Here is a 17,963-nt window from a genome sequence, read left to right as displayed (position 1 = left end):
TATTTTATTATTGTTTTATTTTTATGAATTTAGAAAAAAACAACTTCCCTTCTTCGTTTTGTACTTTAATTAAATACATGCCCTTGTTCAAACTAGAAATATCTATTGTTTTATTTCCAGAAATATCCGTAAGCAGTGTTTTACCTGTCAAATCAAAAATTTCAGTTTTTTGAGGTGTAATGATAAATGATATATGAGTTGTTACAGGGTTAGGAAATAGTATAAACTCTTGTCTATCAGTTACATTAAAATCTTTATTTGAAAGAGTATTTTCATTGTAAGTTATCGCTACAGAAATACCTTCGACAGCCCATTTATTTGTCGTTTCAGTATTTCCTGTACCAATAGAAAATGCACTTATTTCATCAACACCCGTTGCTTCCTTTAAATTTAATATTGTTATTTGATCTGCTAATTTTCCAGGATTTGAAATAACACCTTCTACCTTCAGAGATACATAATCTTTAGAAGATTGCGCATTTACAATAGTAACAGATTTAAAAAAAGCTGTCATACTTTCTTTAGTTAATGAACCTCCATTGGCATTAAAATCAATAATTTGAATATTATTTATATTCTCTACCCATTCATTATCGCTTCCTGTAAAAATATAATCTGTATTCACATTTGTTCCATCACCTAAACCCCAAGAATATTCCGTTGCCGAACCTCCCGATATACCAGAGATTACTGCTTTATCTGCTGGCGGAGTTACTTGGATAGCCACTTTGAAAGTTGCTTTTCCATCAACTGCTGTTTGAACATCAGACACCATTGTCGCTGTTGTACCAATCCCATAATTGGTTAGTGCTGTCGCTTTAATTTCAACTTCTCCTTCAATTTTTACTGTTGGTATAACCTTTATAATAATTTCAGCGTTTGATGATTTAATACCATCACTTAGATTGAAAGTGAAAGACTGTTCGCCCTCATCTGCAAGAGTTGGAGTTCCACTTAATTCCCAAGTACCTGTAGTAGTTTGCTGTATCGTAAGCCAATTCGCTCCTGCTGTTTTTGTAATCGTAAGCGCATCGCCCTCAAAATCATAAAAATCAATACCGAATTGCAAAATAGAGTTATAGGCAGTTGATACTTCTCCATCAGCTAGATTAAAAGTGGTTGAAGACCAAACCGGTGTACCATCACCCAAGTCTGTAAAATCACCAGCGTGATCGACTGTTATTTTAATTTCTGCCTCTGAGGAATGAACGCCATCGCTAACAGTAAAATTGAATGTGTTTACGCCTGCATCAGTTACAGATGGAATTCCTTTTAAACGCCAATTTCCCTCGGCAACCTCCGTTAAACTGAGCCAACTTGGTCCAGAAATCATATTAATTGTTAATGGATCATTTTCAAAATCATAAAAATGGACACCTAATTCTAATAGGCTACTATACTCTTTTAATGCCACTGCATTTGCAAGTACTGTAGGGTTCAATTTCCATATAGGGGTTCCATCTAAGGGGTTTATAAAATCTGCAGGATGTTCAATAACTTGCAATTTTACTGACCTTGTTGTCGATCCATCAGCATCCTCAATCTTTAATTCAAATGTGTAATCCTGAGGTACAGTTTCTGTTGGATTTCCACTTATAGTCCAAACTCCTTCAGCAGTTAGACTGACATTTAGCCAAGATGGTTTAATTCCTTCAAAAGAAATATTTGTTATACCCAATTCCTCTGAATCCCAAAAGTCGAAACCTTCAACCAAATTATGAGTATAACTTTGCCCAATATATACCGCTGGCAAAATCGTTTCTTGTCTGGCGAAAACCGGAGATCCAGTAAATTGAGATATTTTTAAATGTGCATCTAATAACTTTAATTGCGCTAATGCTAAAGGCTGAAGGGTGAGCACAGGAGAATTATTTAAATTATTTCTTAAAAGAGGTGCACCCCAAAGTATGGAGCCTGCGTCAATTATACCCACACTATTCCATTCTACAAATTGTTCATCTGTTAAACAAGGTGTTGCTCCTGCATTCCAAGAAGTAGTACTTAATTTTGGAAAAAAACGTCCAACAACATTGTCATTCCAATCTCTAGTATCATCTCTAAACGGAAATCCATTTGTAGTATTCATAAGTTGCGGTATTCCAAAATTTCTAGTATACAAACTCTCTGTTTCAACCATATTTCCAGCACCCCCAAAAGGATGTCCAAAGCAATAATCATCAAAATAAGTAGGAGTTGTAAATGGGGCTGCAGCCGTTCCTACACTATTGTTGAATGCAACAGCAGCATTTGAATTTCCAGTATGTAACGCATTGGCAAAAGCCTCATAGATACGCTGATCGTCTAAAAGATCCGATTTAGGCTCATCTCCGCATTCGTCTGCCATAACATTGTCAGCAGAATCGAATCCCCACGCATCAATTAAATCTCCATAACGTTGAGCATACACTTTTAGAACAAATTCAGCATAACAAAACATATAGCGACGTCTGTTGTCACCTTTAATATGATAAGATTGGCTATTGATAAAAGCTTGAGCCTCGGGATTAGTATCACACCACTCCATCCATCTAGTAGATACATCAGGAAAACCATCAGGTATGGATGTTGGGTCACGAGCTAATAAATTATAAGAATTAACATATACCATGGTTTTTAATCCTGCTCCTTTAATTGCTTTAAGCCAGCTTTCAAAAGGATCTACCCCCGAAGAAGCCCGTGGAACTATTAGATTTATTGGATTTCCGCTTTCATCTGTATCTTCTTGCCAAAAACTTTCTAAAAGCGGATGTGGTGCGCTATGTGACGGTGAATAAATATTTGATTCAGATAAATGAACTTGAATATAATCTAATGTTCGAACATCCTTTAATTCTTCAAGATAAGGTGCAATAGATACATCTTCTATGGTACCATTGTAAAAGTTTTCAGGCTTCCAATTTAGTCCCCAAGCTCCACGCAGCCAGCCGGCACGTAATCCTTGTTCGGAATCTGGAACTTGTGCATTTACAGTAGGTATGGATAAAAAAGCACAAGTAATAATTAGTATTAAATTCTTATCTAATTTATACGATATATTTTGTTTACTATTCATAATAACAATATTTGGTTTGGTTATAGTTTATTATGTAATTTATTTAATTCTTAATAAATCTCTTGATAACCGTTTTACCTTCTTCGTTACTACCCTTTAAGATATAGATTCCTGTTGGCAAATTAGAAACATCCAACTTTTTACTTTCAGCCGCATGTACTTTGACAATTTTACCCGTCATATTGATAATTTGTGCAGCATGAATAGCATAATTTAACAATAGGTAATCTGTTGCTGGATTTGGATACACAATTAATGATGTACTATTATCTAAAATAGGATTAGAAGTTGACAAATTGCCTTTAAAATCCACTGCAACAATTATACCCTCCACAGACCACTTATTAGTTTCTGATGTAGTACCAGTTCCTACAGAGAAGTCTGAAATTTTGCTAACGGAAGTAGCAGCTGCTAAATCAATTGTTTCGTACTGATTGGCTGATCTACCAGGATTTGAAATTACTTCTCCAATCTTAAGCGATACAAAATCATTTACAGATTGCGAATTACCGATAGAAATAGATTTAAAATACATAGTAACATCATCGGTAGTAAGAGCCCCTCCATTTTGATTAAAATCGACCATTTTAATGTTATTAATACTTTTGGTCCATTCGTTATCGCTACCCCTAAACAATGTATTTTGAGTGGTTTCTACTCCATCTCCTATTCCCCATGAATTTACAGTGGTAATTCCTCCTGAGGTACCTGAATAAATAGCCTTGTCGGTCGGTGGTGTCACGTCAATAGAAATTCTGTACGTTGCTAGCCCATCTGGTGCAGTTTGCACGGCAGAGTACATAGTTGCAACGGTATTAATTCCATAATTGGTATTAGAAGTTGCTTTAATTTCGACATTACCATCGCTTATTACCGTTTCAATTACGTTAATTCTAATTTCTGCAATTGATGAATTGCTACCATCACTTAACTCGAACTTAAAAGAATTTGTACCCGAATCTGAGTTTATTGGCGTACCACTTAATTTATAACTGCTTGCATTGGTTTGTTGTATACTTAACCAATCTGGTCCTGATAGTTTTGTAATAGTAAGTACATCCCCTTCAAAATCATAATAGTCTGAACCCAGTTGTAAAGTAGCGCTATAACCGAAAGATCCTTTTCCATCTGCAAGGTTTATGATAGCCGATGACCAAACTGGTGTTCCGTCACTTAGATCGGTAAAACCAGCGACATGATCTACGGTAATTTTAATTTCTGTATTTGAAGACAGAACACCATCACTAACTTTAAAAGTAAAAGAATTAAGACCTTCATCGGCAGCTGTTGGAGTTCCGCTTATCGTCCAAGTCCCATCAGCAGCCTTAGTTAAAGTTAGCCATTCAGGCCCTGTTATTTTCGAAAGTGTTAGTGCATCACCTTCAAAATCATAATAATCTACACCTAATTTTAACAGACTTGTAAAATCCTTTAATGCCGTCCCATTATTAAGAGTCATTGAATTTGATAACCACACGGGAGTACCGTCGCCTGAATCAGTAAAACCGTCAGGATGTGCAATAACTTCTAACGCTACCTCTCTACTAGTTGCGCCATCATTATCTGTAGCAACTAGTTTAAAAGTGTATTTAGCAGTTTCAGTAATAGGCGGCGTACCACTTAGTGTCCAATTACCCTCTGCTGTTTTACTGATTGTTAACCATGTTGGTAAAGTCCCAGTCGCAGTGATCGATGTGACTCCTACCTCTTCTGGATCCCAAAAATCGACTCCCTCTACTAAAGTATAGGAATATTCCTGACCTGGAATGACAGTTGGTAATGAAGTATATTGTCTAGACCAATTTGGTTTACCTGGTGATTGATTTTTTTTAAAATAAACATCTGTAAGCGCCCACTGATTAAGTGCGTAAGGCTGTAAGGTTAGTGTAGGCGAATTTTCCAAGTTTGTTCTCACTAATGGCGTTCCCCAAGTTATAGCACCGCCATTTATTACCCCTGTAGCGCACCATTCTGGAAATTGTTCATCTGTCAAGCAAGGCGTATTTCCTGCGTTCCATGAAGTGGCACTTTGTTTTGGGAAAAAATGCCCCACAACATTATCATTCCAACTTCTATCATCATCTCTAAAAGCGTATCCACTGTTGGTTTGCATAAATTCGACCACGTGATGGTTGTAACCATACAACGTTTCGTTTTCGACCATATTACCAGCTCCACCAAAGGGATGTCCAAAGGTATAATCATCAAAATATGTAGCAGTAGTGAATGGATTTGCTAATCTTTCTCCAACACTATTATTAAAAGCTACCGCTGCATTTGGATTACCAGCATGCACTGCATTTGCAAAAGCTTGATAAATTCGTTGGTCATCTATGTCTTCTGAAGCAGGATCATCCCCGCACTCCTCCTCCATAATATTATCTGCAGAATCAAAACACCAAGCATCAATTAAATCGCCATAACGTTCAGAATATTCTTTCAGAATAAAATGCGCATAGCAAAACATATATTTACGTCTCCCAGCACCTTCATGGTATGTTTGACTATTAATAAAGGCTTGTGCCTCAGCATTTGTGTCGCACCACTCCATCCATCTAGCAGATACATCAGGGTAATCTGCTTGTGTATCTTCTGGAATTCTGGCTAATAAATTATATGAATTTACATAAACTTCTGTTTTTAATCCTGCCGCCCTTAATGCTTTTAACCAACTAAGAAAAGGATCATCATTTGCTGCACGTGGGACAACCAAATTAATAGGGTCACCATTTGCATCAGTATCCCCACGCCACAAACTCTCGATTATGGAATGAGGTGCGACGTGCGTAGGAGAAAAAATATTAGGACTTGTTAACGGGATTTGAACGTAATCTACTGTTCGTATGTCTTTTATTTGAGTTAAAAAGTCGTTGATTCTTATTCCTTCAATATTACCATTAAAAGTTCGCTCTGGTAACCAAAGCATACCTAAAGCTCCTCGCATCCAGTCAGCTCTAAGTCCTTGATTTGGATCTGGAACTTGTGCATTTACAGTAGGTATGGATAAAAAAGCACAAGTAATAATTAGTATTAAAGTCTTATCTAGTTTATACGATATATTTTGTTTACTATTCATAATAACAATGTTTGGTTTGGTTATAGTTTATTATGTAATTTATTTAATTCTTAATAAATCTCTTGATAACCGTTTTACCTTCTTCGTTACTACCCTTTAAGATATAGATTCCAGTTGGCAAATTAGAAACATCCAACTTTTTACTTTCAGCCGCATGTACTTTCACAATTTTACCCGTCATGTTGATAATTTGTGCAGCATGAATAGCATAATTTAACAATAGGTAATCTGTTGCTGGATTTGGATACACAATTAATGATGTACTATTATCTAAAATAGGATTAAATGTACCTAGCGTCGCATCTTTAAAACTAACTGTCACAGTAATGCCTTCTACAGACCATTTATTTGTGGCTTCAAGATTTCCTGTTCCTATTGCAAAATTTGTTATATTCTCAACTCCTGTTGCATCCATCAAATTCAAAATAACATTTTGCGCTGCTAATTTTCCCTGAGAGAAGGTAAGTTCTCCTATCTTAAGTGATACATTGTCTCTTGTAGATTGTGCATTTACAATAGCAATGGATTTAAAATAGGTTGAGATATTGTCTGTAGTTAGAGATCCTCCATTAGCGTTAAAATCAATAATCTGAATATTAGTAATACTTTCTACCCATTCATCTTCACTTCCTGTAAAAATCACGTCATTAATCGATTTTGCATCGGCATCTGGTGTATTTCCTATTCCCCATGATGATGCAGTTGCAGTTCCTCCACCTAGGCCAGATCGAACACCTCGTCCTGCTGAAGGAGTAACTTCAATAGAGATTTTGAATGTTGCTAATCCATCAGGTGCCGTCTGAGTATCCGAAATCATTTTGGCAACTTTATCAATACCATAGTCGGTAGTCGGCGTCGCTATGATTTGTACATCTATTAAATGTGCTGTAGTTGGGTCTTGATCGACAGTTATCTTAATTGACGCATTAGAGGATTGGACACCATCACTAAGATTAAATGTAAAAATATTTTCACCAATATCTGATAGTGCTGGGGTACCGCTTAAATAATAAATCCCATCTGAAATTTCTGTTACTGTTAACCAATCTGCTCCCGTAGTTTTTGTGATTGTTAATTTATCACCTTCAAAATCATAAAAATCAACATTTGGCTGTAAATAAATTTCGTAATTATTATCAGCTATGGCGTTGGACAGAATCATTGGATCTGTTTTCCATACGGGAGTTCCATTTGTTGTATTTGTGAAACCCTCAGGATGTTCTAATACTTTTAAATTTACTGCTCTATTGGTTGCTCCATCAGCGTCCTCAGCCTTTAATTCAAAAGCATAATCTGTTGCGACAGTTTCTGTAGGTGTTCCGCTTAAGGTCCAAACTCCTGGTTCTGTTTGAGTAACCGTTAACCAAGAAGGAAAACTTCCTTCAGCAAAAATCTCTGTAACACCTACTGCTTCTGGATCCCAAAAATCTACACCTTCAACTAGCGTATGAGAGTAAGTTTGCCCTATATAAACAGATGGTAAAATAGTGTATTGTCTGGCCCAGTTTGGTGCTCCTGGAAATTGGAATTCACTAAGATTAGTATCCACTAATTGTAATTGGGCTAATGCGTAAGATTGCAATATTAAATTGGGAGAATTCTGTAAATTGGTGTTTATCAACGGAGTACCCCAAGTAATTGAACCAGCATTAATTAACCCAACATTGTTCCATTCTACAAATTCTTCATCAGTTAAACAAGGCGTTCCGCCATCATTCCAAGATGTTGTGCTTTGTTTTGGGAAAAAGTGAGCCACAACATTATCATTCCAGGCAATATCATCATTGGCGTATGGAAGCCCGTTGTTGTCTCTCATATATTCGCAGATACCAAAATTTACTGTATACAAAGGATCTCTAGGCTCCACCATATTTCCTGCTCCTCCAAAAGGGTGTCCAAATTTATAGTCCTCAAAAAGAGAAGGTGTTGCATAAGGTATGAACGGATCGCTATCTCTATCACCAATTCCGTTATTAAATGTTACGGCTGCATTAGGGTTTCCTGCATGAACTGCATCAGCGAAAGCTTGGAATATTCTTTGCGTATTGACATCACCAGAACTGTAATCATCTCCAGCCCCTCCCATATTAACATGCGCCGCATCAAAACACCAAGCGTCAATTAAATCTCCGTAACGAACAGCATAATCTTTAAGGATAAACTCGGCATAACAAAACATATAAGGACGACGGTCATCATGAACACCATCTTTATGATAAGACTTGCTGTTGATGAAGGCTTGCATTGTTGGGTCTGTATCGCAATATTCTTTCCAACGATCAGAAAAGTCAGGGAATGCGTCTGGAGCACTGCCAAAAGCTTCCCATTGTAACAAATTACAAGAGTTCACATAGACTTCAGTTTTTAAACCTGCCGCTTTAATGGCTTTTATCCAACTTAAAAAAGGATCTGGTGCTGAAGCGCGTGGCACAACTAAATTGATGGGATCGCCGTTACCATCAAGATCTCCTTGCCATAAACTTTCAAGAATTGGATGTGGTGCTGTATGTACTGGAGAATAAATATAAGGACTGGCAAGACCAACTTGTACAAAATCGACAGTTTTAAGCGGTTTAATTTGAGTTAAAAATTCATCAATAGATATTCTTTCTATGCTTCCGTTATAATTATTTTCGGGCAACCAGAGTAATCCTAAAGAACCTCGCATCCAGTCAGCTCTAAGTCCTTGATTTGGATCTGGAACTTGGCTTTGAGCATTTACTTTTGTAGTAATCAATAGCATACACACTACTATATAGGGTATGATATTTTTAAAATTTGACACAATAATTTGTACAGTTTTCATCATAATTTGGTTGATTGGTTAGTTATAGTTTATAGTTGGAGTAAAAAACTACTCCATAAAATTTTAAATAGAAAAGTGGTCAACTAATCTATGTCATTTCGGCATTATGAAAATAAGATAGAATGGTCAGTTTCTATTTAACTCTTTATTCTCAATAGTATCATTTCCTTTTTTCTATTTGTATTTAAGAAAAAAGTCGACTGTCTTTTGGGTTATTACTTCGAGAGTTGGTTCAATTTCTCCTCCCGCTTTTCTCCAATTATGTCCAGCATTTTTAACAATAAACATTTCTACATTTGCGCCAATTTCATCTGCTTTCTTCTTCATGTGATATGCATGAATTACCGGGATTGTAGTATCGTTATCAGCAGCCATCATAAACAATGGTGGACTCTTTTTTGTCAAATAAAACACGGGGCTCATCTCCTTGTACAACGTTGCTATTTTTTCTTTATTCGTTTCAGTTTTTGTAATTCTCGAACTAAAACGATCCGCTACTTTTGTCGTATCTGCCGTTTCAAAGAATTTTTTTTCAGTAAAATCTGAAGGACCGTACCATGAAACAGCCGCAATAACTTTATACTGATAGGCTGCTAGATCTTTATCCCCTGCAAATAATTTAGGATCTGCGAGTGTAATCATTTGAGCTAAGTGCCCTCCAGCAGAATCGCCTAAGACAAATACTCGATTAGCATCTAATCCTAAGGATTCACTATTTTTTGACAAATAACGTACTGCATCCATAGCATCTATTACACAATCCCTCATCAAAACCGACTTTTGTTTTGTAAGGCGGTAATTAATCGAAACTACTGCAAAACCTTGTTCCACCAGTTTGAGAAAAGGAGCCTCTACAGGTGCTTTGGTTATGTTTTCCTTACTTCCATTAAACCAACCACCTCCATGGGTGTAAAGCATAATAGGATATTTTTTGTTTGGCAATTTATCAGCTGGATAGTAAATATCTAAGTATAAATCCTCCTCTTTGGTTTTTTTGTACTTTACATTCATTTGAATTTCTCCTTTTGTATGCAGGTACGGAATTTCATATTTTGAAAATTCTTCAAGCGTTAGCTTTCCATTATTATCCGTATCGTAAGATTTAATTTGAGTCCATGTTTGTGACAATTCATCTCTATCTAAAGTTCCATCTCTATTGCTGTCTAATTTTACAAATTCATTTTTGGATACCACTATTTCAGGAGGTGTTTGCGCCTGCGAGAATGCTGCATAACCAATACATAAAAAACATCTTATATACTTCTTCATCGTGGTAATTTTTTATAATTCTTCAATGCTATCTTAAATTATTTCCTAACATTTTTTTGCTGGTAACAAACTCTTGTTAGCAAAACAGAAAATTGAAAATTGTAGGGTACACAAATATCCGACAGCAATACCTCAACAGACTTACTCACGTCGTTCTTTTTTATTGCTGAATTCAATCAGGTTGATTTGAGTAACTCATTTACCCGAATTTAAAGGCTTAACATTGAAGTGTTGCTCTAATTCATCATACGTTTTTTTCTTGCAGTAGTAAGAAAAATATGTAGTATTTAAATAAAATAGTTATAGAGTGAAATAATGATTTTTGTATTAAAAATTTTATTCAACAAGTAGTTATTTGATTATTAAAAACTATAACACAAAAAGGTTATTTTTTTAAATTAAAATTTATCATTATTCCTTGGCAGGGAACTACAATTTGATTACTTTTCTACTGGTCCTTTCAACATAATTTTTATTACAAGATCTACAACATTAGAATCATCCTTACTAACTATTAATTTTACCTTCTTTCCATCCTGCTTAAAAATTACAGTTTTATCACTAGCCAAATAATTTGCAGATTCTACTTCTACGGATAAATCGGGAAGGTTAACTATCCCTGATTTTGGAACTTCTAGAACATGCAAATACAATACATCTCCATTTTTATTTGTCGAAACATCTCCCCAAACTGGTCTACTAGCAAAGGGATTAGGAAGAGTAGCAATTATCGATTCTCCATTCATTTTCATCCAGTCACCAATAACGCCATACAGTCGAATCGCTTCTGGATCTAAGGCCCCGTTACCCATCGGACCATTATTCAAAAGATAATTTCCGCCTGTACAAACGGTGTGAACCATACGATTTATCATTTCTTTTTCGGTATGATAATAAACATTTCCCTTCGTTTTATATCCAAAAGACGAACTGACACAGTCGGGAGATTCTACATAAAGTGGTAATTTTTTTGTAGGTACCTCTTTATCACCAATTGAAACATAGTCAAACAGCGGTAGATTGGCAGCTTCTATTTTGCTTTTACCGTTATGAATGATTCTCGAATTGATTAGGCAATTCGGTCTGTATTTTTGTACCATATCAGAAAACAATTTGGCACGTTCATAAGTCATTTGTGCAGGTGTATCAAACCAAATCAGATCTATATCATAATTTTTAACCAGTTCTTCGACCTGTGGAAGACTTTTTTCTTTAATATATTTATCAAAATCGGCTTTAAAATTCGTCGGCAATTCTGGGTGCAAGTCAAAAATAGAGGCTTTGTTATTTAGCAATGGCGCATTTGGGTTATCCCAATCTTGTGCATGGGAATAGTAGACTCCAAATTTTAGACCATTGCGATGACAGGCCTCACTCAATTCCTTTACGACATCGCGTTTAAAAGGCGTAGCATCAACTATATTATAATTGCTTACATTGGACTTAAACATAGCAAAACCATCGTGATGTTTGGATGTCAGCACTACATAACGCATTCCTGCATTTTTAAACACTTTAACCCATTCTTCGGCATTAAACTCAGATGGATTAAATCGAGAAGCTACTTCATAGTATTCACTGGCAGGAATTTTGGCCGAAACCTGAATCCATTCGCTGTAGCGGTGCTCAGAACCACGGCCTTTGTACTCGCCTTCTAACGTCGAATAGACCCCAAAATGAATAAAAGCTCCAAACTTAGCGTCTTTATACCATTGATTCAATCGCGCTTCCGAATCTGGAGTTTGCTTTAAATCTTGGGCAAAACGATATTCAAAAGTTTGTTCAATTTTCACTTCTTTTGCCGTTTCTTTTTTTGCGTGATCTTGCGCATGCAATATGCTGATTGAAATAAGCAATAGGTTCACAATTATTTTGTTCATCTTTCTTTTTTAAGAGTTAATGCGCATAATATATTGTTACTTTTCAAAAACCAAAGCACATACACTTTGAGCAGGTATTTCTGCTGTGTAAAATTTCCCATCTAATTTAAGTTGTTGTTTTTTCACTAAAGTTTCTTTATTTTCGACAAAAACAACCAAACGATCTGAATTACGAACAGCAATTGCAAAAATACCTTCTGGTGTGTCCACTTTCATGGATTGATCTCCTGGTCGAATGTATTGACCTAATAATGCCACGGGTGCATAATCGGGATTATATGTTATTGATTTGGTATTTCGATCAATCGTTACAAGGCTGTTTTGTTTCCAGTTCCAAGCGCTACTACTAGTTTCATTCAGCACCATATTCCAATAACAATAATTCTCAGAACCACCATTAAACCAGTCTGCCATCTCTGAAAAACGCTTACGTGCTTGATCCATAGAGTTTTTCCCGTTAAAACAAGCGCCTTCGGTATGCATCATATTCAAGTTTGGATAATTTGTTCTAAGCTCTTTCAAAACTTCAGGTTTGCAATATTGTAGCCCTACTCCAACGACATCCTTAGCTCCTTCTAATTTCATAAAATTTTGAGCATCAGATCTTTTTCCTCTAAAAGTACCAGCCCAAATTTCTGTCTTAATGCCATCTTTTTGAAATTGAGGTAAAATATATTTCGAAACTAATTCAGCCATTTGTTTTGGAGACATATCGCATCCTGGATAGGGTGGATTCATATCGGTTTCATTTTGAATGTGCACCCTATTAATTACCACGCCCTGTTTTGCATATTCTTGAATGTATTTCGAAAAATACAAGGCGTAGGCTTTATATATTGCTGGGTTTACCTTCAACACATTTATAGAATCATTTCCTTTTCCACCATCCATTTTCCCTGATACCTTCATCCAAGCCGGAGGACTCCATGGAGATGCAAACATTTTCAAATCTGGATTTTCTACTTTGGCCGCTAGAATAAAAGGAATTACCGTTTTGGTATCTCGTTCGATTGAAAAATGCTTCATTTCAAAATCATCAGCCACTTCACTGTAACTGTAAGCACTTAATCCAAAATCTGAAGAACCTATGGCCGTGCGACAAAAAGTCAATCCAGCTCCATTTTTGGGGTTAAAAAGAGTTGTTGTAAATGCGTTACGATCTGCCTCTGACAATGCCATGAAAGCTTCACCACCTTGCTCATTGAATGCCCCACCAACTCCGCTTAAATTTGCATTGACAACACTTTTCAAATTGATTGTTATGGCAGCATCCACATTTTTAATTTTTTTCAACTTTACATTTTCTGTTTTTATAGGTTGTGCAGTTATTTGTGCACCATCTGATAAATCCACATAACTAAGTTTTGCTTTTTTAAATTTCCATGAAGTCTGCGCAAGGACGACTTGAACCCCTAAAAAAGAGGTTAAAAAGATCGCTAACAATTGTATTTTATTTATTTTCATTTTGTAATAATTTAATTTGTTTATTTCCACTGCCATGGTATATAGCGCAGTTTTTATTCTGTTTTTTTTAAATCTTTAAAAAATTGTTTTTGGAGACTTTACTAAGATCATTTCTTCCTCAATTGTCGGAACCTGGGTGACACAGATAACTTGTTTTAAGTAGATGCAAATCTGGATGTGTATCAGCGAAAATCTACCGAATCTCCATGCTAAATTTTTCACGCAGATTTTCATAGATGTAGCAGCTTAATATTGCTTGAATCGAATATGATATATTCAGATTAATAAAATGCTTCACTTATAAAATTATTATTTCACTTTTAAAACAACATCGTCCCAATAGCAAACTCCTTTAAAATCTGCAGAAGTCATACATCGCAACTGTACTTTGGAGGTATCCCCACTATTGAAAACTCCTTTAAATTCAACCCATTCTCCTGCTTTTGTCGTGGCATCCAATTCAAACGTACAGCTGGTAACAAAACTACCATTGGTATCAAAAACTGACGTACCCGTTGTGCCCGAATCTATTTTCATTTTGACATTAAGTTCGTAATTTGTATTTGGCTTTATTTCGACATTTTGAACCATTTCTTTTTCGCTTTTATTGCTTTCATATCGTAACGAATAATATCCTTGTGCGGAAGAATCTAAGAATTGCTCATACGATTTTGGAGATTTCGTTAACCAAAATTTCAGTTGCTTTTGAGTAGCTAGTTCGAATGATGGATTTTTAACGAGATTCTCCATTTTTAACTTAGAAATTTTCATCGAATGGATTGTGCCATTACAGCCAATCGCTTTCAAATCGATTCGATCTTCCTCAAAAATCCATGATTTCCCTCTAAAATTATCTTTTTCAAAACATTCGACAAGATATCCCTCTGGAATTTGAATTGAAGCAATTTCATCGGGTACGATACCGTATTTTTTTAAATCGGTCTCATTGTAATTTCCCGGTTCCACTGTTCCCATCATTTCATTAAAATTAATGGCTTTATGAAAAGTGGGCAATTGTACCCCTAAAGTTTGCTCGACCCCATTGATCGTTCCATCAGCATTAAACGAAATTGGATCAAAACAAATCGAACGATTAGGACCTATTCCTCCAGATAAATTTCCGTTATGGTAAAAAATGTACCATTGGTCTTTATACGCTACTACCGAACCATGAGTTGTAATTACATCGGTGCTCCCTAAAAAAACACCTTTTGGTTCCCAAGGTCCTAATGGATTATCACTCATAGCGTAACGCATTTTGTTAAACTTTGGAAAATCATCGGGATACATTAAATAATATTTCCCTTTGCGTTTAAAAACAAACGGCCCTTCTCGAAGACCTTCAAGACCAGTCTGCAATTTCATTTCGCCATCCACTTCCATCAAATTTTCTTTGAGCTTAGCCGCATACGTTTTGGCACCTTTAACTGCATATAAATAAGCTTCACCATTTTCGTCAATAAAAACACAGGGATCACAAAATGCATTTCCTCCTTTGATATATCCTTGGACTTTAAAGCCCGAAGCGGGATTTTTACTCGTCGCTACCCCTATCTCCCATACATCTTCTTTGTTTTTGTGTGGAAAAAAGAAGTAGTACATTCCATTTCTATACGCACAGTCAGGCGCCCACATAAAACCGCCCTCTTCACGTCCCCAGTCCACCTGTCTCGAATGTAAAATTTCACCATGATCTTTCCACGTAATCATATCATCTGTAGAAAACACATGATAGCCATCCATAGTAGAGTATCCCTTTGCAGGAGCGACGTCAGTGGATGGATACACATACAAACGGCCGTCTTGCCACACATGCGCTGATGGATCAGCAGTGAACATATGACTAACAATGGGATTCGAACGTCTATTCTGTGCTTTAATGAAAGTGAATGGTGCTACAATTAATACCAATATTATTTTAAGTATATGCATTTACTTTATTTTTAAAACTAATTATAAAGTCATCTTGATTTCCATTTCTTTTTGTTCCCGAACGACTTTGAACTTAACCACACCCGATTTTATTCCGTTCATCACCTTCATGAATAGTGCTTCATTTGCAACTTTAAGTCCATTTACACTTAAAATAAGATCTTCCTCTAAAAAGCCTGATTTTTCTAACTGAGAATCTTTAGTTATTTTTTTCAACACCACACCTCCATCTTCTTTAGCAACTCCATAGGCCGAAAATTCCATTCCTGAAAGACCGCTTATTGTAGCTCCCATCCAAGTTGTTGCCACAGCTTTTTTATTCCTTTTCGATTTACCTTTCTTTTGGAGTTCTTCAGAAACGCCTAATGCAGGGATAACTGGTGTTTTTGCAATGGCTTTAAGCGATGGCTTTTTCACTCCAAACTGATCCATTGGGAAGTTTTTAAAACCTATTTTAAAGGCAGGAGAACCTTCTTTCACTCGGAAATCTCCTTTAGCTGGATCAATAAACATAGGGTCTCCTACGATAGAATGTTCGTCCCAACCAAATTCTTGTGTTAGCTCTCCATCAAAAATAAGATTACTATCCACTCTTTTTCCGTTTTTCTCAGCAGTTGGCGTGTTAGCTCCTAGGTATTTAAACATAAAAATATTAGAGAACACTTCGTCATTACTATTCTCATACCAAACATGGGGATGGAAAGTATTATTCACCGTTATATTATTCCAAGCACGTCTTCTAAAACCTTCTCTTAATTTTAATCCACCTGAAAGCATTAAATTATTATAAATATCATAGTTTGTAGAACCATCATCCAAATCAATGTCCCAACCATGATTACAACGCCAACGGCTGTCACGAATAATGGTAGTTTTCATAGCATCAGCAAAAGGCAATTCAGGATATTTGTCTAAATCTAAACCTTTTACTTTCCAGTATCGATCACGTCCCCATGAATTGAACGAACCATGATCGTGTGTTTCTAATACGGTGTTAAATACATCGCAACGTTCAATCAAATGTCCTCCAAATGCGCCATCTCCAATATTTATTCCAGAACGAGCACAATCATAAATAGAACAATCTCTAACGGTTATTTCCATAGCCATCTCAATCTCAACTCCCGCTGGTTGACGTTCCACAGTTCCTACGTTATGAATCAAACAATCTTCAACAGTTCCATTGGCTGGATAATTTTCGGTTTTCGGTCCTGGAGTACGGTCTAATTTTGCAAATTGATTGGTCTCTCCATATTCAAACAAAGGGTCGCGCAGCGCATTAGGATCCCCAACAAAACAAATTCCACTCGCACCTGTGTGATGAATATAATTCCCTTTTACTAGCGTTCGACGATTATAATTATTTACAAAAATGGCATTTCCTCCCACTTGATCAAACTCACAATCCACAATCTGAACATCTTCAGTACCCGTTAACATAAAAGCACCTCCACGGAAGATCGTCCAATCGGAACGCACCATCGGTTCTTTAGTTTCCATAAAAGTTCGGGCAGCGTGGCGTACCACAAAACCTTGTAAGTTGATAAATTTAACAGGCTCTTTAATTGAACCTTGAAAATCAATCAATTGTTTTAGTCGCACCACCTCCACAGTAGCCTTATCTAAATTGGTTGTTGATTCTGGTTTATAGTACAATAGTTGTGCTTTTTCATCATGAAACCATTCTCCAGGTGCATCGAGTTCTTCAAAGATATTTTCGACCATACGAAAGGTTGTATGCATACCCATTTGGCGATTATTTTGCCATCCACCTTCATAAGTCAGTTCTCCATCTGCTTTTTTACCAGTAATCTTGTAATGGTAACCACCCCAAAGTTTGGCGTGCATAGCATGCATATAGCCTCCTTCAGGATGCTTCCATCCTGCTGCTCTTTCTTTTGAAAAAGCATCGGCAGCATACCCTTGATACGCATCCGTCTTTTTAGTAGCATCATAATTAGGATAACGAGCCATACGCTGATTTAAACCATCAATAAAAACTTGATCGATCACTACTCCTTTGGGCGTTTGCGCCTGAAATATTCCATCGCGATAGGTTTTCCAATTCAGTTTTAGTTTGGTACCTCCACTCAAAATAGCTTTACCTTCATTTTGGGCACGGTAGGTAATTGGATGTGCTTTAGTTCCTCCATCCTTTGGTGTGAAAACAATTGTTTCTGGCAAATAATAAACCCCATCAGCAAAATAAATAATTACAGTTTCCTTACCAGCATAAGTACGTGCTTTTATTTGAGCGGCTACTACTGATGCCAATGGTTGGCTCTTACTACCGCTATTGGAATCAGAACCCGTTGGGCTTACGTAAATATCCAAAGCATAGGATGTTGTTAAGAAACATCCTGTTAAAAGTAAAAATGAAGTTAAAAAGTGTTTTTTCATGCGCTATTTAATTTAATTTTTGGTTTTAGTTTACTATTTCAACGGTTTATTTATTCTTCAAACCGTAATTTTTTTATTCATAAG

The 17,963-nt window shown here is 36.2% G+C and carries 8 protein-coding genes; all 8 read right to left on the bottom strand.

The features are described from left to right. Positions 1-7: 7 nt before the first annotated feature. Entirely contained in the window at positions 8-3,052 is a 3,045-nt protein-coding gene (locus LXH21_RS07635) for a T9SS type A sorting domain-containing protein (RefSeq protein WP_239864207.1), read from the bottom strand. A 43-nt stretch (positions 3,053-3,095) separates the two neighbouring features. After that, entirely contained in the window at positions 3,096-6,128 is a 3,033-nt protein-coding gene (locus LXH21_RS07630; protein WP_239864205.1) for a putative Ig domain-containing protein, read from the bottom strand. A 43-nt stretch (positions 6,129-6,171) separates the two neighbouring features. Beyond that, entirely contained in the window at positions 6,172-8,937 is a 2,766-nt protein-coding gene (locus LXH21_RS07625) for a T9SS type A sorting domain-containing protein (protein ID WP_239864203.1), read from the bottom strand. A 171-nt stretch (positions 8,938-9,108) separates the two neighbouring features. Further along, a complete protein-coding gene (locus LXH21_RS07620; protein ID WP_239864201.1) occupies positions 9,109-10,203 on the bottom strand; it encodes an alpha/beta hydrolase fold domain-containing protein in 1,095 nt (364 codons plus the stop codon). A gap of 440 nt (positions 10,204-10,643) precedes the next feature. Continuing rightward, positions 10,644-12,083: an alpha-L-fucosidase gene (locus LXH21_RS07615; protein WP_239864199.1), complete on the bottom strand. Its 1,440-nt coding sequence runs from the start codon at positions 12,081-12,083 to the stop codon at positions 10,644-10,646. Between the two features lie 36 nt (positions 12,084-12,119). After that, positions 12,120-13,547 carry a glycoside hydrolase family 30 protein gene (locus LXH21_RS07610; protein ID WP_239864197.1) on the bottom strand — a complete coding sequence of 476 codons (1,428 nt, stop codon included), beginning with the start codon at positions 13,545-13,547 and terminating at the stop codon, positions 12,120-12,122. A 309-nt stretch (positions 13,548-13,856) separates the two neighbouring features. Then, positions 13,857-15,479 (bottom strand): family 43 glycosylhydrolase, encoded by a 1,623-nt coding sequence (locus LXH21_RS07605; protein WP_239864195.1) that lies wholly within the window; start codon positions 15,477-15,479, stop codon positions 13,857-13,859. 21 nt (positions 15,480-15,500) lie between these two features. Beyond that, entirely contained in the window at positions 15,501-17,879 is a 2,379-nt protein-coding gene (locus tag LXH21_RS07600; protein ID WP_239864193.1) for a PDZ domain-containing protein, read from the bottom strand. Between the last annotated feature and the right edge of the window lie 84 nt (positions 17,880-17,963).

This window comes from Flavobacterium algicola (genome assembly GCF_022399565.1).
Classification (GTDB): Bacteria; Bacteroidota; Bacteroidia; order Flavobacteriales; family Flavobacteriaceae; genus Flavobacterium; species Flavobacterium algicola.
Note: the sequence above shows the minus strand (reverse complement) of the source record. Positions and strands in the feature narration are given on the sequence as shown.